16 protein-coding genes and 2 tRNA genes are annotated in these 22,590 nt (G+C 60.3%); 14 read left to right on the plus strand and 4 right to left on the minus strand.

Annotated elements, in window-relative coordinates; all coding sequences use genetic code 11:
* Positions 1-52 precede the first annotated feature (52 nt).
* From ACJMKZ_RS16790 to ACJMKZ_RS16820, 7 genes are all read left to right on the plus strand, one after another.
* The gene (locus tag ACJMKZ_RS16790) at positions 53-6,259 is read left to right on the plus strand and encodes a golvesin C-terminal-like domain-containing protein (protein ID WP_405234373.1); all 6,207 of its coding nucleotides are present in this window, start codon (positions 53-55) and stop codon (positions 6,257-6,259) included.
* Positions 6,260-6,288: 29 nt separating this feature from the next.
* Entirely contained in the window at positions 6,289-6,906 is a 618-nt protein-coding gene (locus ACJMKZ_RS16795; protein ID WP_405234374.1) for an SCO family protein, read from the plus strand.
* A gap of 243 nt (positions 6,907-7,149) precedes the next feature.
* Positions 7,150-8,328, plus strand: coding sequence for an acyltransferase family protein (locus tag ACJMKZ_RS16800; protein WP_405234375.1), 1,179 nt, complete (start codon positions 7,150-7,152; stop codon positions 8,326-8,328).
* A gap of 824 nt (positions 8,329-9,152) precedes the next feature.
* On the plus strand, positions 9,153-9,866 hold the full coding sequence (locus tag ACJMKZ_RS16805) for a PEP-CTERM sorting domain-containing protein (RefSeq protein WP_405234376.1): 714 nt from the start codon (positions 9,153-9,155) through the stop codon (positions 9,864-9,866).
* A gap of 144 nt (positions 9,867-10,010) precedes the next feature.
* Positions 10,011-11,426 carry a glutamate--tRNA ligase gene (gene gltX / locus ACJMKZ_RS16810; protein ID WP_405234377.1) on the plus strand — a complete coding sequence of 472 codons (1,416 nt, stop codon included), beginning with the start codon at positions 10,011-10,013 and terminating at the stop codon, positions 11,424-11,426.
* Positions 11,427-11,535: 109 nt separating this feature from the next.
* Positions 11,536-11,611: transfer RNA gene (locus ACJMKZ_RS16815), tRNA-Ala, on the plus strand.
* 15 nt (positions 11,612-11,626) lie between these two features.
* Positions 11,627-11,702: transfer RNA gene (locus tag ACJMKZ_RS16820), tRNA-Glu, on the plus strand.
* Positions 11,703-12,097: 395 nt separating this feature from the next.
* On the opposite strand, the gene ACJMKZ_RS16825 is transcribed toward ACJMKZ_RS16820, so the two are convergent.
* The 3 genes from ACJMKZ_RS16825 to ACJMKZ_RS16835 all read right to left on the minus strand — a co-directional run bounded on the left by ACJMKZ_RS16825 (position 12,098) and on the right by ACJMKZ_RS16835 (position 15,524).
* Entirely contained in the window at positions 12,098-12,850 is a 753-nt protein-coding gene (locus ACJMKZ_RS16825) for a class I SAM-dependent methyltransferase (RefSeq protein ID WP_405234378.1), read from the minus strand.
* A gap of 48 nt (positions 12,851-12,898) precedes the next feature.
* Positions 12,899-14,215: a right-handed parallel beta-helix repeat-containing protein gene (locus ACJMKZ_RS16830; protein WP_405234379.1), complete on the minus strand. Its 1,317-nt coding sequence runs from the start codon at positions 14,213-14,215 to the stop codon at positions 12,899-12,901.
* Between the two features lie 127 nt (positions 14,216-14,342).
* Complete coding sequence (locus ACJMKZ_RS16835; RefSeq protein ID WP_405234380.1) at positions 14,343-15,524, minus strand: VanZ family protein; 1,182 nt, start codon at positions 15,522-15,524, stop codon at positions 14,343-14,345.
* A gap of 248 nt (positions 15,525-15,772) precedes the next feature.
* On the opposite strand from ACJMKZ_RS16835, the gene ACJMKZ_RS16840 reads away from it, so the two are divergent.
* From ACJMKZ_RS16840 to ACJMKZ_RS16855, 4 genes are read left to right on the plus strand one after another with little or no spacing between them, the layout of a single operon-like run.
* Positions 15,773-16,258 (plus strand): hypothetical protein, encoded by a 486-nt coding sequence (locus tag ACJMKZ_RS16840; protein ID WP_405234381.1) that lies wholly within the window; start codon positions 15,773-15,775, stop codon positions 16,256-16,258.
* Between the two features lie 50 nt (positions 16,259-16,308).
* Positions 16,309-16,617, plus strand: a complete 309-nt coding sequence (locus ACJMKZ_RS16845) for an HPr-rel-A system PqqD family peptide chaperone (protein ID WP_405234382.1) — start codon at positions 16,309-16,311, stop codon at positions 16,615-16,617.
* Positions 16,618-16,622: 5 nt separating this feature from the next.
* Positions 16,623-17,552 carry an HprK-related kinase A gene (locus ACJMKZ_RS16850; RefSeq protein WP_405234383.1) on the plus strand — a complete coding sequence of 310 codons (930 nt, stop codon included), beginning with the start codon at positions 16,623-16,625 and terminating at the stop codon, positions 17,550-17,552.
* Complete coding sequence (locus ACJMKZ_RS16855; RefSeq protein WP_405234384.1) at positions 17,542-18,669, plus strand: nucleotidyltransferase domain-containing protein; 1,128 nt, start codon at positions 17,542-17,544, stop codon at positions 18,667-18,669. The genes ACJMKZ_RS16850 and ACJMKZ_RS16855 overlap by 11 nt, the downstream gene beginning before the upstream one ends.
* 27 nt (positions 18,670-18,696) lie before the next feature.
* On the opposite strand, the gene ACJMKZ_RS16860 is transcribed toward ACJMKZ_RS16855, so the two are convergent.
* Positions 18,697-19,092, minus strand: coding sequence for a VanZ family protein (locus ACJMKZ_RS16860; RefSeq protein WP_405234385.1), 396 nt, complete (start codon positions 19,090-19,092; stop codon positions 18,697-18,699).
* A gap of 171 nt (positions 19,093-19,263) precedes the next feature.
* Between ACJMKZ_RS16860 and ACJMKZ_RS16865 the strand changes: the two genes are divergently transcribed.
* The 3 genes from ACJMKZ_RS16865 (at position 19,264) to ACJMKZ_RS16875 (ending at position 22,470) form a co-directional block, all read left to right on the plus strand.
* Positions 19,264-19,920 (plus strand): PEP-CTERM sorting domain-containing protein, encoded by a 657-nt coding sequence (locus ACJMKZ_RS16865; RefSeq protein ID WP_405234386.1) that lies wholly within the window; start codon positions 19,264-19,266, stop codon positions 19,918-19,920.
* A 182-nt stretch (positions 19,921-20,102) separates the two neighbouring features.
* Entirely contained in the window at positions 20,103-21,248 is a 1,146-nt protein-coding gene (locus ACJMKZ_RS16870; RefSeq protein WP_405234387.1) for an acyl-CoA dehydrogenase family protein, read from the plus strand.
* Positions 21,249-21,261: 13 nt separating this feature from the next.
* Positions 21,262-22,470: an acyl-CoA dehydrogenase gene (locus tag ACJMKZ_RS16875; protein WP_405234388.1), complete on the plus strand. Its 1,209-nt coding sequence runs from the start codon at positions 21,262-21,264 to the stop codon at positions 22,468-22,470.
* Positions 22,471-22,590: the final 120 nt, after the last annotated feature.

Below are 22,590 nucleotides of genomic sequence, written 5' to 3' on the forward strand. Positions count from 1 at the left end.
GGTCTGCGAGAAGAATAGCAAGAACGCAGCTGACAAGCCGGGGGAGAGACAAGTGGTCAGGAGCAGTAGTCCCTGCGCGGATCGAGCGCGGCGTTCGGCGCCGATTGCTTTTTTTTGGGTTTCCCTCGTTCTCTTCGCATGCAGTCTGAGTGCGACCGCGAAAGCCGATGACACCGACGGGGCGTGGTCGTCCGTTTTCGATTGGCCGCTGATCGCCGTCCATGCCGCGCTGACTCCTGACGGACGCGTGCTGACGTACGGGACGAAAGGCGACGGCACGCAGACCGGCTACTTCATCTACGACACCTGGGATCCTGCGGCGGGTCTGGACGGGGGGCACATGACCCTCGAGAACATGACGCTGACGGACATTTTCTGCAGCTCCCAGATCATCCTGCCTCAGAGCGGCGATATCCTCATCGCCGGTGGCGACAATTGGACCGGTACGCGTACTACCAACACCGGGAACAACAACAGCAACATATTCGATTACGACGACAATACGCTGGCTCGTTCGATGAACATGCATCGCGCTCGCTGGTACTCGTCGGCGACGGCGCTGCTGGACGGTGAGATCTACATCCAGGGCGGTACCGGAGGCGGGGACCTGCCCGAGGTCCGGGAGACGGACGGCGATTTCCGATTGCTGACCGGCGCCTCGACTTCCGGCTATGCTGTGCTGTTTCCCCGGAACTTCCTGGCGCCGGACGGCCGCGTGTTCGGCTACGACACGAGCGGTAAAATGTATTTCGTCGAGCCGGAAGGTACAGGCAGCTTGTCGCCCGTCGGGCAGTTCTCCTCATCGGCCGCAGGCTGGCAATCCGGCGCCGCGATGTTCGAGCCCGGAAGGATCGTGCAGATCGGCCCGGGCGGCACGGTCGTGATCGATATCACCGGACCGACGCCGCAGGTGACGTCGACGGAGCCGACGTCCTCGCCGCGGCGCTGGGTGAGCGCCACCGTATTGCCGGACGGCAAGGTGCTGGCGACCGGCGGCAGCCGCGTCGACAATCAGCTCACCGATGTCAACAATTTTGCAGAGATCTGGGACCCGCAGACTGGCAGCTGGCACATCGGGGCCGAGGGCGCCCTTGCTCGCCTGTACCATTCTTCCGCGGTGCTGTTGCCCGATGCCAGCGTGCTGGTAGCAGGTGGCGGTGCACCGGGGCCACTGAACAATACGAACGCAGAAATCTACTATCCGCCGTATCTATTCGATGCATCGGGGGAGTTCGCGAGCCGCCCGGAGATCGTGTCGGCGCCCAGTGTCGCCAATGTCGGCGATGCGCTGAGTGTGCAGGTGAACGGCAATGTCAGCCGCGTCACGCTCGTGAAGACCGGCTCCGTCACGCACAGCGTGAATATGGACCAGCGCTTCCTGGAGCTTGCGTTCACGTCGGCCGCGAATTTGCTGGACATCCAGTTACCGACGCGCACCAGCGACACGCCACCGGGCTACTATCTGATGTTCATCATCGACAGCGCCGGAGTGCCCTCTGTCGCCAGCATGCTGCGTATCAATATCGATCCGACACCGGATACTGCGGTCGACTATACGCCGACGATCGGCGGAGGCGGTGGGTCGCCGTTCCAGCTCGCCTGCCCGGCAGATGAGACCGTCGTGGGTATTCATGGTGTCTATGAGACTTACGTCAACCAGGTGGGTCCGCAGTGCGTAAAGGTGGACCAGCTGGGCCGCTGGATCCGTGATCCTGCCGATGGCGCGCTCACCGGCACGACGACCAGTGGGACGGCTTTCGCGAAGACTTGCCCGCGGGATTATGCAGTAAGCGGCTTCCGGGGGCGCTCCGGCCAGTACGTGGATCAACTGGAACTCGAATGCCGTGCCTTGACTGCGGACGGTACCCTGACGGGTGATCCGCATTATCTCGGCGGTGATGGTGGTGGCGGCGGCACCGCGCAGCCTGCCCAGAGCTGCGGCACAGGCAACCCCGTCTTTGCCTTGTACGGGCGTTCGGGAGGCTGGCTGGACAGCTTCGGTGTGGAGTGCCGGCCGGCGACGATCACCGAGATCAGTATCAACTCCTCGCCGGTGATCGTGAATCCCGGGGATCAGTCGGGATTCGTCGGGTCCGCCGTCGATCTGCAACTCAATGCAACCGACGGCGACGATGACGTGCTGACCTTCGATGCCGCGGGACTACCGCCCGGGCTGACGATCGGGTCTGCCACCGGCAGGATCACCGGACTGCCCGACACAGTCGGCGTCTATGATGTCTCAGTGTCGGTGACTGATGGTAGCGATTCCGATTCAGTGGATTTCACCTGGGAGATCGGCGCGGCTGCTCCGCTGACGGTAGAGGAGATGCCGGCTCAGGATCCGGTCGTCGTAGATACCGAAGTCGCCTATACGGCGGTAGCCGCCGGGGGCACGGATGTCGTCTACAAGTGGAACTTCGGCGACGATACCCCCGAGACCGATTATCAATCCTCGCCTTCGATCTCGCATACATACTCTGAACCCGGCGTGTTCTACGTCACACTGACGGTCAACGACGCTTCCGGGTCGCCAGTTGTCCAGACGTTCGTGCAGGCTGTCCATCGGCCGGTAACCGCCGAAAGACCCACCCATTCCTCGAGGATCGTCTACGAGGAGAGCGGCGCGGGCAATCCAAGGGTCTGGATCGCCAATCCGGATAACGACACTGTCACCGTGCTCGATGCGACGACGCACGCAAAACAGACAGAGATCGCAGTCGGCGACGGACCTAGGACGCTGGGTATCGCTGCCGACGGGAGAGTCTGGGTGGTCAACCGCGACTCGGCCAGCATCAGCGTCATCGATCCTGCGGCTCTGGTGGTCATGCAGACTCTGCCGCTGCCACCGGCCTCAGCCCCTTACGGCATTGCGTTCTCGCCTGCGGCGAACGAAGCGTGGGTCGCGCTGGAGGCCGTCGGACGCCTGCTGAAGCTTGACGGCACGACGGGGGATCCGCTTGCGGATGTCGCGGTAGGCACCCACGTCCGTCACGTCTCCGTCGACCATGACGGAAGTATCGTCTACGTCTCGCGCTTCCGGACACCGCCGCAACCGGACGAGCACACGGCGTCACCCAGGACCGAGGAGGGCGGCGTACCCCGCGGCGGCGAGGTGCTCGTCGTCGACGCGGCCTCGGCGACACTTCAGGGGACGATCACGTTGGCTCACAGCCAGGTGGCCGACGCCGAGAACCAGGGACGGGGTGTACCGAACTACCTGGGCGCGGTCACGATCTCACCGGACGGACTCGTTGCGACAGTACCGTCCAAGCTGGACAACATCGAGCGCGGTGTCCTCCGTGACGGGCTGAATCTGAATTTCCAGAACACCGTGCGTGCCGTTACCTCTCGCATCGATCCTGTGGCGAACAGTGAGGACTTCACCGGGCGCATCGATCATGACAATGCGAGTATGGTCAGCGCGACGGCTTACGATCCACTCGGAATTTACGAATTCGCTGCCCTGGAGACGAGCCGGGAAGTGGCGGTAATCGACGCCCATGGCGGCTTCGAGATCTTCCGCATCGCGACGGGCATAGCGCCGCAGGGCCTGCTGATCTCACCCGACGGCAATAAGCTGTTCGTGAGCAATTTCATGGATCGAAGCGTGACCGTATACGACCTGACAGCGCTAATGGCCACGGGGGACTGGACGGCGCCATTGCTCGATACGGTCGGGACCGTATCGAGCGAGAAGCTCGCGCCGCAGGTCCTGCGCGGGAAGCAGCTCTTCTATGATGCGGCCGATGATCGCCTCGCTCGAGACAACTACATGAGCTGTGCGAGTTGCCACAACGATGGTGGCAGTGATGGAAGAGTCTGGGATCTGACCGGCATGGGCGAGGGTCTGCGGAATACCATCAATCTCCGCGGCCCGGCGGCAAGGCATGGCCGACTGCATTGGTCGCAGAACTTCGACGAGGTACAGGACTTCGAGGGGCAGATCCGGCTGCTGGCCGGTGGTACCGGTTTGATGAGCGATGCGGACTTCAATGCCGGCACCCGGAGCGACCCGCTAGGCGATTCCAAACAAGGCATCAGCGCCGATCTCGATGCGCTGGCGGCCTATATAGTGTCACTGGATCGCTTCGACGAGAGTCCTTACCGGGATGCAGACGGTACGCTGACGGACGACGGCGAGGCCGGGCGCGAGATTTTCCGACGAGAGAACTGCGCCGACTGTCACACTGGCGATAACTTCTCTGACAGCGACATGGATGCCCTGCACGACATCGGCACTATCAAGGCCTCGAGCGGGCAGCGGCTGTACAGCGAATTGACCGGCATCGACACGCCGACGCTGCGCGGACTCTGGTCCACGGCGCCTTATCTGCATGACGGATCCGCCGCGACGCTCGCAGAGGCTGTGGCGGCCCATGGTGGTGTTTCGCTGGGAGCGGCGGAGATGCAGCAGCTCGTCGCGTACCTGGTGCAGATCGACGCCGGCGAAAGCACTGCGCCGGTACCCGGTCCCCTGGCCGAGTTAATCGTGGATAACGAAGATGCGAATACGTCCAGTTCGGGTCGATGGAAGTCGTCGACGGGACTCAGTCCGTGGGCGGGTGACTCGGTCTATTCCGACAACAACGGATTGTTCTCCTGGTATCCACAGGTTAGTGAGTCAGGGATTTACGAGGTCTATGCCTGGTGGACATATCACGTGAATCGTGCCTCATCCGTGCCTTATCGCATCGAGCATGACGGTGGCGTTGCTACAGTGATCGTTGACCAAAACGATGACCTTCTGGGTGGACAGTGGGTCCTCCTCGGTACATACAGCATATCGGCGGGAGTGAACGGCACTGTCACTGTCTCGAGCGAAAACGGTCAGGCCAGCGCCGATGCAGTGAAGCTGGTACTGATCGAGTCTAGACCGCCCGACAACACGCCGCCGACGGATCCGACCGGTCTGGCAGCGACGGCGATTAGCGATACGCAGATCGATCTGTCATGGGATCCCTCGACGGATGATTCATCGATCGTCAGTTATGAAATCTACCAGGATGGCGACTACGCGCAGCCTGTTGCAACGATCGCGAATGAGACGAGCTTCTCCGCAACCGGGCTGACAGCGAATACCACCTATGTCTTCGAGGTCCGCGCGATCGACCTGTCGGGCAATGTTTCCGGTCTCTCCGCTGCGGTCACCGCTACGACGGAAGAGGCGGCAACAGAAGTCATCGTCGACAACTCCGATGGGAGTACTTGGAGTTCGGGCACGTGGGCGTCCTCGAGCGGGGCGGACCCCTGGGCGGGCGGTTCGGTGTATTCGAACGCCAGCGGCGTCTTCAATTGGGAGCCGGAGCTCGGCACCTCGGGCATCTACGAGGTCTACGCGTGGTGGACCTATCATCAGAACCGCTCCTCTAATGTACCGTATCGAATCGAGCACGACGCTGGCATCGATACGGTCGTGGTCGCCCAGAATGATCAGGCGCTCGGCGGGCAATGGGTATTGCTGGGGACCTATGGCCTCACAGCCGGCGTCAACGGGACCGTGAGCGTCTCGAGTGAGAACGGCCAGGCCAGCGCTGATGCTGTCAGGTTGGTTCTACTCGAGAGCGGACCGCCGGATACGACACCGCCGACGGATCCGAGCGGCCTGACGGCGACGGCCATAAGCGACACACAGATCGATCTGGCCTGGACTGCATCGACGGATGATTCGCTCACGGGTGTGATTTATCGAATCTACCAGGACGGTGACCTCGGGGCTCCGATCGCAGCCGTGACCGAAGAGACATCCTTCGCCGTGACCGGGCTGACAGCCAGTACCGGCTATACGTTCGAGGTCCGGGCGTCGGATATTTCCGGCAATTCCTCCGGGCTGTCGAATGCGGCTACCGCCACCACCGCCGAGGCGCCGACGGAATTAATCGTCGACAATGAGGATGCGAATACATCGAGTTCGGGTACGTGGAAAGGTTCGAGTGGCGTCGATCCATGGTCAGGCGGTTCGGTCTATTCCGACCGCGACGGACTGTTTACCTGGCTCCCGCAGCTTGGCGCGTCAGGTACCTACGAAGTCTATGTGTGGTGGACTTATCATCAGAACCGCTCGTCCTCCGTGCCGTATCGGATCGAGCACGACGGTGGCGTTGCCACGGTAGTTGTCGATCAGAATGACCAGTCGCTAGGCGGCCAGTGGATTCTGATCGGGACGTATACTTTCACGGCTGGAGCCAACGGCGCGGTCAGCGTCTCCAGCGAGAACGGTCAGGCCAGCGCCGATGCGGTCAAGCTGGTACGGATCGATTGACGCGCGGGATGTTGGAGACAGGAGGCCATGTGCAGAACGTAGTGTGTGGATTTTCGGCGCTCCTGACAGGCGGCATATTCCTGGTGATGTCTGCCAGCCTGTTGGCAGACGGCTCACTGCCTGAATTTGACCGCGTTCGAGTCTTGGAATCGGCACCGCAAATCGGTGAAGCGGAACTCACCGATCAGGATGGAGAGTCGGTGCGGCTGAGTGATCTCCGCGGCAAGCTGGCTCTGGTATTTTTCGGCTTTACGAATTGCCGCAACGTCTGTCCGATGGCGATGGAGAAGCTGCGCCGCCTTGAGCGGTCTGGGCAGCTCGTTCCCGAGGATGTCGCATACATCCTCATTAGCGTCGACGGCGAACGTGACACACCGGAGGTCATGAAGGAGTTCCTCTCGACCTATTCGCCGCGGTTCATCGGTCTGACCGGTAAGCCCGAGTATGTCCGCGGGATAGCGAAGGAGTTTTCGGCAGCCTTCTTCAAGGGCCATAAGGATAAGAGTGGAGACTACCAGGTCATGCACTCACCGCAGATATTCCTGGTGGATCCGGATGGCCGTCTGCGGGCAGAACTCCATGATGCGTCGATCGAGGCGATGGTCGAAACGAGCCTGGCGGTCCTGAACGAGGACCGTGGCCCATAAGGAATAGTCACTTGCGTCATCGAGAACCTCGGCTTTCGCGTTACGGGGCCCACTGTTCTCCTCCGCCGAGCGCGAGATTGACGAACTGCTCGAATTGGATCGCGGTACGACTACAAAAAGGCGCATTCGGGCATGCGTCTGTAAGGAAGAGCGACTCAATTTCCTGGTCAACTTCGCAACGCCATGGCTCAGTATGACAATAGCAAAGAGTTGATCGGAGCAATCTGACAATACGTCTACGATATGGGAACCGCGGAGAATAGTAAGACGTCGAGCAAGCTCTCTTCGTGGCTCGCACTTTTTGTGTCGCGAGAATGGGAAGGCCGCGACCCCGTAATAGACCAATTTCGTGGTCTTGCGATAATCGCCATGATCATGGTGAATCACCGCCCTCCGACCGACAGTGTGTTCTCTCCATTCTTGCATGCTGAGTGGACCGGTTGGACCCTTGCCGACACCGTGTTCCCAATGTTCCTGTTCATAGTCGGGCTGTCAATTTCATATTTTCATCGGCCCCAGCCAAAGCACGATGAAGTGTACCTGTACGCGAGAATTGTCAGACGCTCGGCACTCCTGATCGTAATCGGCATCTTGCTGGCTAACTTTCCTTATTACGAACTTGAGAAGCTCCAGATTCATGGCACGCTTCAGCGAATAGGCATTTGCTATCTCGCTGTAGCTTTGATCAACAGGTTTGCAGGACTGCGTACCCACGTAGCGATCATCATAGTTGTACTCGCTACCTACCATTGGCTGCTAGTTAGGTTCCATGTGCCCGATTTCGGCCCCGGCGTGCTGACGCCGGAGGGAAATGTGTCGACATATCTCGACAGTCTCATTCTGGGTGACTACGCGCAGCACTTCCAGAGAGGTGGCCCGGTGACACAAGGGCTACTGCCTACCGCGTCTGCAATCGCAAGTACACTAGCAGGTCTCGTCGCAGGTTATTGGTTAAAGCATCAGACGACGATTACTAGTCAGGCGTTAGGCTTGTTTGCAGTCGGCTTTCTGTTTCTTTGTGGCGGTGCGTTATGGTCTTTGTTGGTCCCGATCAGCAAACCGCTTTGGACGCCTTCGTACGTGGTGTTGATGGTCGGTGTCGCCGCACAGGTTCTCGCCTTCCTATACTGGGTCCATCAACACGATCTTGCTGGGATCCTACAGCGCTTTTTTCAGATCGCCGGTGCAAATGCGATAACGTTTTTTGTGCTAGCCCAGATATTTCAACGTGTTCTCGTATATGGACGCATCCCACTCGCTGATGGCTCGACACCGCGCCTTCGCTATCTTATTTACGAGCATGCTTTTCAATCATGGTTGCCAGGCAAGATTGCCGCTTTAGCCTACACGCTATGCTTCTTGGCAATTTGCTACGCGGTCATTTTCGAGATGTACAGAAAAAGAGTGTTCATAAAGCTTTGAGTCCGGGTATTCAATAGGAATCTTGCCGGCTGCGTTCACCTACCCTGGATTCCGTGAACGCGTCGGCATGTTTTGAACATAGTTCCGCGTGGGCATGTCCCCCGAAAATGGGAAGTTGAGATTTTGACGTAGTTGTATCCGGGGAATTGGAGCCTAGCGTGATGTGGCAATTCATTGGGTTCTGACTGCTGCAGGGTTTCGCAACGAGGCGGAAGCGCCGTTTTGACGGGTGGATCTTCAACGGCAGTATTTTCGTGCTTTTGGACGACGACGCCACGGTCGACGAGATTGATGTGCTGACCGCCCGCCCGGCCGATGCGCCGACCAGTCTGCCGCGATTGGCGGATCCGGCAGGTACGTCAGCATCGCTGGAGGACCGGGCGAGGATTATCTCCACACGAATTGCGCCAATTGTGATCAGCCGAACGGGCCGGCGCCTTCGAATATCGATCTGCGCTACTTCGCGCCCCTATCGCAGACCAATACGCGTGACGAGGTGCCACAGGATGCCCCGCTGGCGAGTCGCATTGTCGACAGCGAGGGGATCGCTGTTTTGACCGAATGAGTCAATAACCTCTCGGCTTGCCCGTAGGCGCTGACGTTATCGGCGGCCCGATGTCTTGCGTGCGTAGCCAGGCGAGAGAGCGTCGAGAACTTTTACACATCGACTATCTGGGCTATTCGGTCCCAAAAAAAATAGTTAGAAAATCATGCAGTTAGAGAAATGGCACGGAGTTTGCTTTATCCAGACTGAAGATAGTTGGCCCTGACCTCCGGATTTGAATGTAAACGGGGCGCAGGTAGAAGGAAACGGAGAGATAACGATGAAAATGAGAAATTGGGTTGCGGGTGGATCCTCTGTGCTGGCACTTTGCCTGCTGCTGAGTGTTCCGCAAGTTGCACTGGCTGACTGGGTGGCTTGTTCCGAGCTCGGTGTCGATAACCATGTCGATGGGCAGGTGGACTGCCTTTCTATCAATCAGAACTTCAATGACGAGGGCTCAAGTCCTGCGATCGGTACGATCAATAACATTTTCGGCACCGGCGACATCCTCTTCGGCGGTGACGAGGAGTGGATGGAACTCCCGGTTAGCCCGGAGGGCGGCGCCTCACTGGTCGTGGGCGATGAGAACGGAATTCCGATAGACCCCGATCTCGGCGGCTTTCAGATCGGCACTTTCGGTATCGCGGCTTCCGTTTTTGACATGTACGATGAAGTCCTCCTGTTCTGGAAGGATGGTCAGGACGGTTCGACTGCCGTGATCATCGATCCGACGGGCTACTCGGACGTGGAAGGCTGGGTGACCGACAATGTTGGCGCGGGCCTGGCCTACAATGCCGGGTGTGCGCTTGGTGTGGCCTGCTATTTCGGCGACTTCAGGTACATGATTCCGCCTGGGGATAGCACCGGAGGCGCAATATCGCACCTGAATCTCTGGGTGCGCGGTGCAACCGGTGTGTCCGAGCCGGGAACACTCGCACTGCTCGGTCTGGGCCTTATCGCAACTGGATTCGCACGCCGTCGTAAGGCTGCCTGAACCCGAACTCCAATCTGGACTAACCTTCAAGCCCCGGCTCAGCCGGGGCTTTTTTTATGTAGGAGGGCCCTCAGGCCCGACCGATCAAAATCGGGCCTGAAGGCCCTCCTACATATCATGGCGTATGTGTAGAATTCCCGCCCCATGAACGTACGCACCCGCTTCGCCCCCAGCCCGACAGGCACGCTGCACATCGGCAGCGTCCGCACGGCACTCTTCAGCTGGCTCTACGCCCGCCACCACGCCGGCCAGTTCGTCCTGCGCATCGAGGACACGGACAAGGAGCGCTCCACCCCCGAGAACGTGGACGCCATTCTGGATGGGATGGCCTGGCTCGGCCTGGACGCCGACGAGGGTCCGTACTTCCAGAGCCAGCGCATGGAGCGCTACGAGGCCGTGATCGAGCGCTTCCTCGACGAGGGCCACGCTTACCATTGCTACTGCACGAAGGAGGAGCTGGAGGAACTCAGGGCGGAGCAGATGCGCGAGGGCGTCAAGACCCGATACGACGGCCGCTGCCGGTCTCGGACCGAGCCGCGGGAGGGTGTAAACCCTGTTGTCCGCTTCCGGAATCCCCTCGAGGGCGTCGTCGTGGTCGACGACAAGGTCCGTGGTCGGGTCGTATTCCAGAACGCCGAGCTGGATGATCTCATCATCGCCAGATCCGACGGCAGCCCCACCTATAATTTCACCGTGATCGTGGACGACCACGACATGGAGATCACCCACGTGATCCGCGGCGACGATCATCTCAACAATACGCCACGGCAGATGAACATGCTGCGGGCGATGGGCGTGGAGCCGCCGGTCTACGCCCACCTTCCCATGATCCTGGGCGAGGACGGAGCCAAGCTCTCGAAGCGCCACGGGGCGGTGGACGTGCGGGAATACCGGGCGGAGGGCTACCTGCCCGAAGCGCTACTGAATTATCTCGTCCGCCTCGGCTGGTCCCACGGCGACCAGGAGGTATTCACGATCGACCAGATGATCGAGCTGTTCGACATCGCCGACGTGAACCATTCGGCCTCGGCCTTCAACCCGGAGAAGCTCCGCTGGCTGGACCAGCAGCACATCATCGCCATGCGGCCGGAGGAGCTGGGCCATCGGCTGCTGCCGTACCTGCACCAGGCGGGACTGGATGTCGAGAGTGGTCCGGATCCGCTGGACGTCGCCAGGGCCTACCGCGAGCGGGCGGACACGTTGCTGCACATGGCGGCGAGCGCCCGGTATTGCTACGAGGACTTCGAGGAGATCGAGCCGAATTCGGCCAAAAAGCATCTGCGGCCCGTTGTGCTCGAACCGTTGAAAGAGGCCCGGAACCGCCTGGCGGAGCTCCTGGACTGGACGGCGGAGGCCATCAACCGCGTCATCAACGAGAGCGCCGAGGCCTTTGGCATCAACATGGGCAAGCTGGGCCAGCCGATCCGGGTGGCCGTGACCGGTGGACCCGTGTCGCCGCCCATCGACGTGACCGTGGCGCTGATCGGGCAGGAGCGGACGCTGGCGCGGCTGGATCACGCCATCAATCTGATCGAGGCCCGGGCGGCGGCGCAGGGTTAGCCGGCCGGCCGACGGCGTCTGATTTTTAAGCGGTTTTTCAAGCTAAGACGTTGATTCGGCGGCTTTCCTTGACACCCTGTGAGGGGTGCCTTAAAGTTCCGCGCTTCGTGGGGCCATAGCTCAGCTGGGAGAGCGCTTGCATGGCATGCAAGAGGTCGGCGGTTCGATCCCGCCTGGCTCCACCATTGTCACTTCCGAGTGTCCCCATCGTCTAGAGGCCTAGGACACCGCCCTTTCACGGCGGCAACCGGGGTTCGAATCCCCGTGGGGACGCCATATTCCTGTCGTAAGTGGCTGAGATAGCGAGCATTATTTGCTAGCCTGCGCGTCGACCATACACAATTCTACTCACTGCCCGTTCCACTGCCGGTGATGTTCCATGAGAGTGGAGCATCGGCTCTTTCTATCGCCTGCCAGAAATCGCAGCCGGGAAGCGGCCAATTTTTAGATATTGCATTGGCAATCCTGTTCTTACCGGCACCTGGTTGTTTGCCCCACAGAGGCTTTGCGCGCAATGGACGTCTCCGAATTCTCGGGAGCACCACGTGCTAGAGCGGAATAGCTGGCACCTGGGGCGATAGAAAGAGAATTCGTAGCTCAGGTCATGGGCCACTCTTCCGTGACTCCGCGGCGACACGTCCGCAAAATCTAAAACAAGAAAAAGTACCGAGTCAGGTGATGCGGCGGAATAGCATGGCGCCCCGACCCTGAGAATCATTGGGGACGATTCTCGACAGAACCGGCGACAGTGCTGCATCGACCTGAATTATTCGCCAATGATTCGTATACGTAGCGCTTATGCGCTTGCCCACTGCTTCCGCCAGGTGACCTAATGGAAAATAGTGGTAACGCTTGCTCATCAGACGCTCATAGCCCATAGAAACCACGCTTTCGGACCAATCACGTAGAGTCCTAGGAAATTCTCGTTCTCTAGGAGTTGAGCCCAGCCCTTCAAAAAGAAACAAGAAACCGCCCGGTTTGATCACACGCGTAAGCTCGCTAAGCAGCAAGCCTTGCTCGTTACGTCGATTATGATGAAGTACCGCTATACTGAAAATAAAATCAAAGGACTTGGAAGATGCGGGTATTCGAAGACCATCCATTGTTGAGAAATTGAGCGATGGGTGGGATTGCCGGCAGATCTGTATCATCTCACCTGAAATGTCCACGCCTTGGTACGAAGCGCCCAACTCAGCAAAATAGTGAACCCACCGTCCTGAGCCGCATCCAAAATCGAGGAGAGATTTTCCTTGGAATTCATCTCGACCGCCGATGCGTCGAACAACAGTTTCGAGCGCCTTTCTTTGGACTCGATCTATGCAGTGGTTTTGGACGTTGCTGGACGCACAGGCCGCCCGAACCGGATCATCCTCAAACTGCTTAGCCTTTTTGTCCCAATAGTCCTTGGTATCGTATTCAGACATGTATTTGTCCCATTGAGAGTATCGGCCTTGCCGATAACTGAACCGCACCTAATCCGCGGTAACGTCCGTCGGCGGGTTCGGTCGGATGTTACTGTTCTCTTCCTTTAGCGCGGCCGATAACGTCCATCCTGGGTTCCCCCCGGCCGCGTATCGGTAGGCGCCGGCATCCGCAGTCCCGTCTCGCGGCGATCCATTGAAATCCCGCGTTGCTGCATATTCCCGAGCGCCTGCGTCTATCAGAGCGCTCTCCAGCGCCGGGAAGACATTGATGGGGGGCGAGTTCCGATAACTGGCAGCCACGAAGTCGACTGCTATGCCGTTACCGTTCTCATAACCTGCACTTCCCCCCGAAAGCCCGCCAGCACCCACGTTACCAGCCACAGTCACTTTCGAGAGATCGCCACTGATCAGTCGAATAGCGGCGCCGCTCTGCGAATAGACGGCATTGTTCGCAATCAGCACGGGTCCGGAGACATCGCGTACATAGATGCCGCTGCCGTCATTGATGATGGTGTTGTGCACGATCTCGTGGTTCGAGGGGCTGCCTGCTTGATGACTCTGTAGCGCGATTTCGCCGCCGATAATGATGTTGTTTCGGATAATTGCATCGGCCGCAGACTGAATTGCATTGTCATTGCTATTCCAGACGAGGTTACTCTCAATTAGGTTCGGGGCACCATTGCCGCGAGTACTGTAGGTCAAGATGCCAGGATACTTGGTGTCGTGGATGACATTGTGGCGGACGATGTTTCCCGCGCTGCCTTCCTTAAGTTCGATTCCGTCACCTTGGGACACGGTTGCCCGGTTGGTGTGATGGATGTAGTTCCATTCGATCGTGCTATTCAGCACACGACACGCGTCGTTATTGCAGCCCAGGTACATACCCTCTCCGGTACCGTTGGTATGGTGGATGTGGTTACGGCGAAGTTGCAAACCTTCGTATGTGCCTCCCGAATTGGCAGAGATGGCCACATCACCAGTCTCGTAGATCTCGCAATCTTCGATGGTTACGTAGTCCGAATTCATCAAACGGATACCATGCGAGCCACCGCTGAATGCGATCCCCCTAATGACAAGATGACGCGAGCCTTGGATCTCGATCACGTTCTGCGAACTCGTGTTCATCCGGATAAGCGGTTTTTCCCCCGCCTTCGCCCTAATGACTGCAGGCCGGTTTGCCTCGCCGACGACGGTGATATTAAAGCGCGAATCGAATTCGTACGTGCCACCGGAAAGAACCAGTTCGTCCCCGGCGCCAAGCGCAGAAATTGCTAGTCTCAGATCGTCGCCGGGACTGACTTCCGTACTCTGTGAGAAAGCCGGGGCCAAGAGAAAGAAGAGCAGCGCTCGGTATTTTAGGGGCATTGAATATTCCCTCATCGGTTGGGCGCCAACTGAAGTGAGCCTCAGTATGCGGGCCTGCACATGTCGGTAAAATAGTCATTCCTGATATGGGTTTGCTAGACCTGTAGCGCCGATTCTGGTCTGTCGATCACGAGTCGGCTATCTTCTTGACCGCCTTATTCGCCGGTAGGACATCATCATGGCTGCCTGGCTCTCGGGTATTTTCAAGTGCGCGGATTCCCAGTGCTGCAAGGATCAAAAGAAGGGGATCGGTGATCTCCGCCGTATGGCCCACCATCCTTGTCTGGGCGACCTCGACCAGACCGAGAACCATTACGCCTGCGAGCACGGTGAGGAAGAAGGAAAGACGCAGCTGTCTGCCGAGATAAACGAAACTGGCGTACAGGAAGAGCTTCTCCAGCGCCGACTGAGTGTTGACGTACATGGAACCGCCGAGGAAACCCTGAAAGGGCACCCAGCCGAACTCGGCCGGAACGAATCGGAACTGGAAAGGCGTCAGCCCCGAAATCAGGATAGACAGCGTAAGCGCCGCCAGCAGCCAGGCCTCCGGTGCGCGCTGCCGTCGCAGGAACGCAAACCATAGCGTGCCGCCGAGCAGCAGGCCGAGGACGTTGGAGGCGCTCACGGAGTTCGCGACGATCGTGACCTCGGCTCCCAATACTCCGATACCCGCTGCAAGCAGAAACCGGTCCAGGCGGGCGGCTTCGTGAACGCGGCTGAGAAGATAGCCGGCGATCGCCCATGCCGTCAGATCGCGCATCACGTTTGAGAAGCGGAGGTCGAGGCTCAGCAGCGGCTTCAGGCTGTCTTTCCAGAGCTGAAGATCGATGGACGGTACGAAGGGGAAAAGCCGGTACGCGAGCCAGGCGCCGAAGAGTACCGCGGGGATGAGGGCCGCCTGTCGCGCTGCCGCCGATGGATGTCGCGAAATGGCGGTTACCAGCGGCGCGAGAGCCGCGCCGGCAAGTGTTCCGACGGTGTTCCAGATGACGTCCTGGAGGCTCTGGTCCCTGGAAGGCAGATAGAATTGGGCGACCTGGAGGATCAGCGCGAAAATGACGGAGACCGTCAGTACAACGAAAAACTGATATCGCCTTTCTCGAGGCTGCGGCTGTGCCAGCATCCCGGCGAACCCCACCGGTACGAAAAGTACGAAATTCCCCAGAATGTCGCCTCGACTGGTCATCACACAGCAGGTCGCGAGAAAAGCCCGCAGGGCATCCGCATTCGGTGCGGTCCAGCGGAAGTCCAGTGGATAGATAGAGACGAAGGCGACCACGACCAGGACCGCCAGCCAGATCTGCCTCATGACGCCAGCCAGGACCTGAGCCGCCTGGTGAGACGGTTCGCGTTATGTAAGGCGAGCATGGCGTGTCGAAATTTCATACAGTTTCATTCGTTTTACAGAATCCCGATTGCATAATTCCTTGATTGATAATCAGGTTTTTTAATTGGCGTGCTTCTTGCTTGATTCATGGTAAATCGCTAGCATCGAGATCAGGTGCATGACTTTTCAGAGTCAATTAGTCGGCCGGGCGCGGGTCGAAGGAAGCATTGATGAGCAACAGTGACAGAGAGTCGGATGCGATGAGGGACCGTAATCCCGTTTCGGGTCCCAAATCAATAAGTCGCCGGTCGATTCTCAAGGGGTCGGTCAAGGCCATGCCGGTGGTGCTGACGCTGCACAGCGGTGCCGCACTGGCGCGGTCGAGTAATCTGATCAGCGGCACGGTGACGCCGCATGTGGACGAGCTGAACCGCACGGCGTGCCTGGATACCACGTCGGTGGACCCGGCCGGGTCGCCGGATCTCTACGATATGGGCGAGCCGCCGCACGCTCGGGTGCACATGATCAACGAGCGCAATTACTACAAGAGCGATGATGCCTCGTCACCCATCTCCGAAGCGCAGATGTGCGAAACCGGCGGTACGTACTACTACAAAGATCAGGGTTGGCAGTCAGTCAACATGCCCAAAGGCATGCTTGTCTCCGGTACGGCGCTAACGTCATTTGCGGGCGCTGTGAATTACGTCGATCTCTGATTTCCGGTTAATCGATCATCCGCGGAACGATCCGGAACGATAAGGAGACGATGCGGCCCCAACCAGCGCAGGACTCGCCGTCCTGGTACGTGCCTTTCCCTGACGAACTGATGTGGGCGTCATGGGGTGGCGACGCCTACGTCGCCTATCATCGCCCGTCGGGCAAGACTCATTTCCTGAATGCCGCGAGCTACGTTCTGCTGTCTGAACTGCTCCGGGAGCCGCTGGACGTAGATGCCGTAGCCGGGCAAATGGCCCTGTCCGAGGGCGGCGACGAGGCGGCCTCTGCACGGAACCGCGAGCAGTTCGAAGCGCTATTGAACTACCTCGAACAGATCGGGCTTGTCCGGCGCACATGAGCGGCATGGGTTCGGCTCGGCCCACGGTGGGTTCGCTCGCGCCGGCGGAATTCCAACGCCGACTCGCGGAGGGGCTGGGTCTGGCGATCGGGCCGTTCAAGGCCCGAATCCGCGTCAGGCATGACGCGATCACGGACACTCTCTACCGCCTTTACCGTGACTACCCGCTCGTTGCGGAGGACAGCGTCTTCAGTTTTCACGCGTGGCTGGATCGACGTCGTGCGCTGCTGCCGTGGCGGGGCCAGAGGGTCCGATTCACCGTGGATGGCCGGGTGCCCCACGAGGACATGCCGGCGTCCCACGGGCTCGCGGTGCTGGAGTGGGGGATCAACCTCGTTATCGCCCTGCGCTTCCATTCGTACCTCATGCTTCATTCGGCGGTGGTTGCCAGAGACGATCGTGCACTGCTATTGCCGGCAGCGCCGGGAGCCGGCAAGACGACGCTCTGCGCAGCGCTCGCGCTGCGCGGATGGCGTCTGTTCTCCGATGAATTCGGGATGCTCCGGCCAGGCACGTCCGACATGATCCCGCTGCCGCGGCCGATGGCGCTCAAGAACGAGTCCATCGACGTCATCAGGCATTTCTCCGCGGACGCAGAACTCGGTCCGGCCATAGCCGGCACGCGCAAGGGGACCGTCGCCCACCTGAAACCGCCGACGGAGAGTGCTCGCCGCGCGGCAGAGGCCGCTTCGGCTCGCTGGATCGTCTATCCGAAGTGGCAGGCCGGGTCCGAGTGCCGGCTCGAGGAACTCGCTCCGGCAGACAGCTTCATGCTGCTTGCCACGAACGCGTTCAATTACGAAGTGCTGGGGGAGGCGGGCTTCGCGACCGTAAAGGGACTCGTGGACCGTTGCCGGAGCTACAGGCTGATATATTCCGACCTCGACCAGGCCATAGAGGCGCTGGAGCGCATGGCGGATCAGGATGAGGCGTAGCGGGGACGATTCCCGGGCAGAGGTACGCAGGCTGCTCGGACTGGTTGTTTCCGCGCCGGCGCGTTTCCCGGCTCTTTCCTCGTCCGAACAGGATCTGGCGCTGCGCGTGGCGCGCAGAGCCCGCCTGTTGGGCCGCCTGGCTGCCTCACTCGAAGAGGCGGGAGGGCTGGATGAGCTACCCATGGTAGTGGCCGATCAGCTCCATAGTGCGCAGATCATGGTCGACGCCCGGAAGCGGCTGGCGCTCTGGGAGCTCGATCGCATTGCCTGGGCGGTGGGCGATGACGACGAGCTGCCATTGGTAGCGATGAAGGGCTGTGCCTACCTGCTCCTGGATCTTCCCAATTCCCGGGGTCGTGTCTTCGCCGACGTGGACCTGATGACGAACGAGGACGCTCTGGAGGAGCTGGAGACCAGACTCGATGAGCGGGGATGGCGCACCGCTCCGCTGACTCCGTACGACGACAATTATTACCGCAGATGGACGCACGAGCTCCCCCCGCTGACGCACGAAACCCGGGAGATAGAGGTCGATCTCCATCACAACATCCTCCCGCGGACTGCCCGTCTGAAGCCGGACGGGAGCGCACTGATGCAGCGTTCGCGTGCGCTGGCAGGTTCGAGATATCGAGTGCTGGCGGATGAGGACATGGTGCTCCACGCCATGACGCACCTGATAGTCGCCGATGACCTCGCCGACAAGCTCAGGGAACTCGTCGATATCGCGGATCTGCTGGATTACTTTTCGTCCCGGGATACTGCGTTCTGGGATCGACTGGTCCTGCGGGCCGGGGAGCTCGACCTGCAGCGGCCGGCCTTTTACGCATTGCGCTATGCGCATCGCCTGTTAGGGACAGGAATTCCTGAGACAGTTTTGCTCGAGTCCAGGGCATGGGCGCCGCCCGGATTCGTCGTGGCGCTCATGGATCGTCTTGTTCCCCGGGCCCTGTATCCTCAGCACCCGGATGAACACAGTCGGGTTACCGAGTTCGCTCGCTTTGTGCTTTATCTGCGTTCACATTGGATACGTATGCCGCCTTGGTTGCTTGGCTACCACCTGGCCTACAAATTCATGGTCACCCGTTTGGGACGTGGCAAGAAACCTGACTCACCGTGAGCGAGTCTGGGATCGCTCTGCGGGTCCCTAGAGCACAATCCACGCAATAAAGAGCCCAAGCGCCGCACCGGCGCCATTCAGTAACGCATCGACGAGTGTCCCGAATCGGCCCGGTACATAGGTCTGCGCCAACTCCATGGCGGCTCCGAAGCTCGCGGCAAGTACGGCGGCCGCAAGGAAACGAATCCTTACGGGGTTAACGGCTTCCAGCGTCCAAGCGAGAAGGAACGCGAGGAGCGCATAGAGAAGGAGATGCATCAGCTTCTGCACAGGAGTGGGAGTGAGTGCGACTGCCCAGACGAAGACCGAATCGCCATCCTCCGCCGTGCCGGGGATCAGGGAGAGTATGACTAGCGCGGTCATGAGTCCCGCGGTCAGGGCCGCACGGAGCCACAGGGGAACGGTGTTCAGATAGTCGACCATAGAGACCCAGCGCCCAGAATCGGTTATGACAAGCGAACGTCGATGCGGTTTACAGTGACGTCAGATCTTTCTTATGTAATGCGCCTAAGCTGCTGTATTTGCGAGGTATTGATGACGTGGCACATGTCTTGCTTAGTCCTCGTCGGGTAACCTTAGAAGGAACTGAGCATAATGGTATTTTCACGAGTTTTGGCAGCTTGCCTGCTTTTATCTTCCTTGCCGGCAAGTGCGGATGTCATCTTGTCACTTGACGACGGTCTCGGAAATTCCGTCGTCGTCGAGGACGGAGGCGCTAACGACGATAGTGACCTGGACGGGGTCGTTGTTTTCAATGGAGCGCTCGGTGACTTCATTATCAACGTGAGTACCGGTATTTCGACTCCCGTGTTGGGTAGCGAAGACCAGCCCATCCTGGACCTGAACTCCGTCGACGTCAGTTCCGGTGCCGGGTCTCTGACAATTGGACTGACCGCAACCGGTTTTACCGGACCAGTCGGATCATCAAATTTCAGGTTCCTGCTCGGAGGTACGACCGACGGGTCGGTGGACGCCAGCTTCTATTACGACAGCAGCAACACTGCCTTCGGGACAGAAGAGTTGCTTGGAAGCATGCTGGGCACCGACGGCGCGTTCTCCGGATCCACCGGGGGCAGCTTCACCAATGAGAGTGAGTTGTACTCCATGACGATATTCTCCACGATCACTCATGGTGGCGGAGTGCAGATTTCGAGCTTTGATGCCTATGCCGCTGTTCCCGAACCCAATACGCTGGCTCTCCTGGGCCTCGGCCTGCTGGGAGCGGGTGCAGCCCGCCGGCGAAAAGCCTGACAACACGACTTCCGATAATTGCTGCCTCGAAGCCCCGCACCGCGGGGCTTCTTTTTTTGCAGGAGCGGCGCTGTAGGAGGGGCTTCAGCCCCGATACATTGATCAATCGGGCCTGAAGGCCCTCCTACAGCGTCTTTCCTCAATCTGCTACATTCCTCCCTGCCAAACGGGGAGGAAGCACCATGAATTTCGAGTTTTCCGAAGACCAGGAGATGCTGCGCCAGGAGGCGCGCAAGTTCCTGAGCGAGCAGTGCCCGCCGGAGACGGTGCGCGGCGTGCTCGACACTGATGCCACCCACGACGAGAAGCTCTGGTCGTCCATCGTGGAGATGGGCTGGACCGCGACGGCGCTGCCCGAGACCTACGGCGGTTTCGGCATGGGGTACCTCGAGCTCTGCGTCATTGCCGAGGAGCTCGGTCGGGCCGTGGCGCCGGTGCCTTTCTCGAGCGCGGTGTATCTGGCCGGCGAGAGCCTCCTCGCCGCCGGCAGCGACGCACAGAAGTCCGAGTGGCTGCTGAAGCTGGCGGCGGGTGAGGCCATCGGCACGCTGGCGCTCGCGGAGACGGCCGGCGCGGTGACCGCGCGGAAGATCCGGTCGAAAGTGGAGAACGGGAAGCTCACCGGCACGAAGACGCCGGTGCCGGACGGCAGCATCGTCGATTACGCCGTGGTGGCGGCGAAGGACGCGCAGGGCGTGTCGCTGTACCTGGCGGATCTCGCCGACGCCGGCGTGACCCGCGAGACCCTGGCCACGGTGGACCCGGCCCGGGATGCGGCGACGCTCACCTTCGAGGGGGTCCCGGTGGAGCCGCTGGGGCAGCCGGGCAAGGGTCTCGAGTACCTGGACCGGGTGCTGGACCGGGCGGCCGTGCTGGTGGCCTTCGAGCAGCTGGGCGGCGCCCAGGCGGCGTTGGAGATGGGTGTGACCTACGCCAAAGAGCGTTTCGCCTTCGGCCGTCCCATCGGATCCTTCCAGGCCATCAAGCATCGGCTGGCGGAGATGTTCGTGTCGCTGGAGCTGGCCCGCTCGAACACGTATTTCGGCGCCTGGGCCCTGTCGACGGGGGCGGACGAGCTGCCCGTGGCGGCGGCCACGGCCCGGGTGGCGGCGTCCCAGGCGTTCTACGAATGCGCCCGGGAGAACACCCAGGTGCACGGTGGCATGGGCTTCACCTGGGAGGGCGACTGCCACCTTTACTACCGGCGCGCGAAGCTCCTGAACTTGATTCTGGGCGGCGAGCGCGTGTGGAAGGACAAACTCATCCAGCGGCTGCAGGCCCGGCGCGAGCCGGACGCCACCACGGCCACCACGCTGAACGCGGCCTGAGGAGGGAGCGACCATGGATTTCAACGACACACCCCAGGAAGCGGAATTCCGCGCCGAGGCGCGCGAGTGGCTGAAGGCCAACCGGCCGGACGTGGACCTCTCGAAGGTTCACTACAAGCGCGACATCACCCCGTTCAAGGCGTGGCAGGCGAAGAAGTTCGACGCCAACTGGGCCTGCCTCGGCTGGCCGAAGGCGGCCGGTGGCCGCGGCGCGAAGCCCATCGAGCAGGTAATCTGGTCCCAGGAGGAGGGCGACGTCTCCGTGCTCTCCGGGCCGTTCATCATCGGCATCGGCATGGCGGGCCCGACCATCATGCGTCACGGCACCGACGAGCAGAAGGCGCGCTATCTGAAGCCGATGGCACGGGGCGACGAGATCTGGTGTCAGCTCTTCTCCGAACCGGCCGCGGGTTCCGACCTGGCGGGTGTCCGCACCCGCGCGGTGAAGGATGGCGACGAGTGGGTGGTGAACGGCCAGAAGATCTGGACCTCGTTCGCGCATGTGGCGGACTTCGCCATCCTGGTGCTGCGCACGGATCCCACGGTGCCGAAGCACCAGGGGCTGACGTATTTCATCCTGGACATGAAATCGCCGGGCATCGAGGTGCGGCCCATCAGGCAGGTGAGCGGGGAGTCCGACTTCAACGAGGTGTTCCTCACCGACGTGCGCATCCCGGACGCGAACCGCCTCGGCGAAGTGGGCGAGGGCTGGAAGGTGTCCATGACCACGCTGCTGAACGAGCGGCTCTCCGTGGGCGCGGCCTTCCCGTCTAACTTCGATGACATCCTGGAGATGGCCAACACGATGGAGGGCGCCGACGGCGCGCTGATCGAGGACGGTGCCGTGCGCGATCGCCTCGCCGACTGGTTCGTGAAGTCGAACGGGCTGGAGTACACCGGCTACCGGATGATCTCGGCGCTGTCGTCGGGCAAGACGCCGGGCGCGGAAGCGTCGATGACCAAGCTGGTGCTCGGCCGTGGTCGGCAGGACATCGCGTCGTTCGCCATGGACCTGCAGGACATGGCGGGGATCGTGACGGACAGCGAACAGGCGCCGCTGGATGCGGTGTTCCAGCGCTCGTTCTTCCGCTCCATCGGCAACCGGGTGGAGGGTGGCACCGACGAGATCCTGCTTAACATAATCGGCGAGCGGGTGCTCGGTCTGCCGCCCGATGTGCGGGTGGACAAGGACGTGCCGTTCAACGAGATACCGAAAGGGTGAATGTCTGGTGATGATGTAGGAGGGCCTTCAGGCCCGATTTGTTTGATGGATCGGGGCTAAAGCCCCTCCTACATTGCTTTTCTAGCCCTATAGGTCAATTATAACGTTTGACGTTATATA

The sequence above is a fragment of the Lentisalinibacter salinarum genome (assembly GCF_040706555.1).
Taxonomy (GTDB): Bacteria; Pseudomonadota; Gammaproteobacteria; order Steroidobacterales; family Woeseiaceae; genus Lentisalinibacter; species Lentisalinibacter salinarum.

Bases quoted from the DNA above. Each gene is read 5' to 3' on its own strand.
- ACJMKZ_RS16800 (WP_405234375.1), top strand. From the start codon at position 7,150: ATGGGAACCGCGGAGAATAGTAAGACGTCGAGCAAGCTCTCTTCGTGG.
- ACJMKZ_RS16805 (WP_405234376.1), top strand. From the start codon at position 9,153: ATGAAAATGAGAAATTGGGTTGCGGGTGGATCCTCTGTGCTGGCACTT.
- gltX (WP_405234377.1), top strand. From the start codon at position 10,011: ATGAACGTACGCACCCGCTTCGCCCCCAGCCCGACAGGCACGCTGCAC.
- ACJMKZ_RS16825 (WP_405234378.1), bottom strand. From the start codon at position 12,850: ATGTCTGAATACGATACCAAGGACTATTGGGACAAAAAGGCTAAGCAG.
- ACJMKZ_RS16830 (WP_405234379.1), bottom strand. From the start codon at position 14,215: ATGCCCCTAAAATACCGAGCGCTGCTCTTCTTTCTCTTGGCCCCGGCT.
- ACJMKZ_RS16835 (WP_405234380.1), bottom strand. From the start codon at position 15,524: ATGAGGCAGATCTGGCTGGCGGTCCTGGTCGTGGTCGCCTTCGTCTCT.
- ACJMKZ_RS16840 (WP_405234381.1), top strand. From the start codon at position 15,773: ATGAGCAACAGTGACAGAGAGTCGGATGCGATGAGGGACCGTAATCCC.
- ACJMKZ_RS16845 (WP_405234382.1), top strand. From the start codon at position 16,309: ATGCGGCCCCAACCAGCGCAGGACTCGCCGTCCTGGTACGTGCCTTTC.
- ACJMKZ_RS16850 (WP_405234383.1), top strand. From the start codon at position 16,623: ATGGGTTCGGCTCGGCCCACGGTGGGTTCGCTCGCGCCGGCGGAATTC.
- ACJMKZ_RS16855 (WP_405234384.1), top strand. From the start codon at position 17,542: ATGAGGCGTAGCGGGGACGATTCCCGGGCAGAGGTACGCAGGCTGCTC.
- ACJMKZ_RS16860 (WP_405234385.1), bottom strand. From the start codon at position 19,092: ATGGTCGACTATCTGAACACCGTTCCCCTGTGGCTCCGTGCGGCCCTG.
- ACJMKZ_RS16865 (WP_405234386.1), top strand. From the start codon at position 19,264: ATGGTATTTTCACGAGTTTTGGCAGCTTGCCTGCTTTTATCTTCCTTG.
- ACJMKZ_RS16870 (WP_405234387.1), top strand. From the start codon at position 20,103: ATGAATTTCGAGTTTTCCGAAGACCAGGAGATGCTGCGCCAGGAGGCG.
- ACJMKZ_RS16875 (WP_405234388.1), top strand. From the start codon at position 21,262: ATGGATTTCAACGACACACCCCAGGAAGCGGAATTCCGCGCCGAGGCG.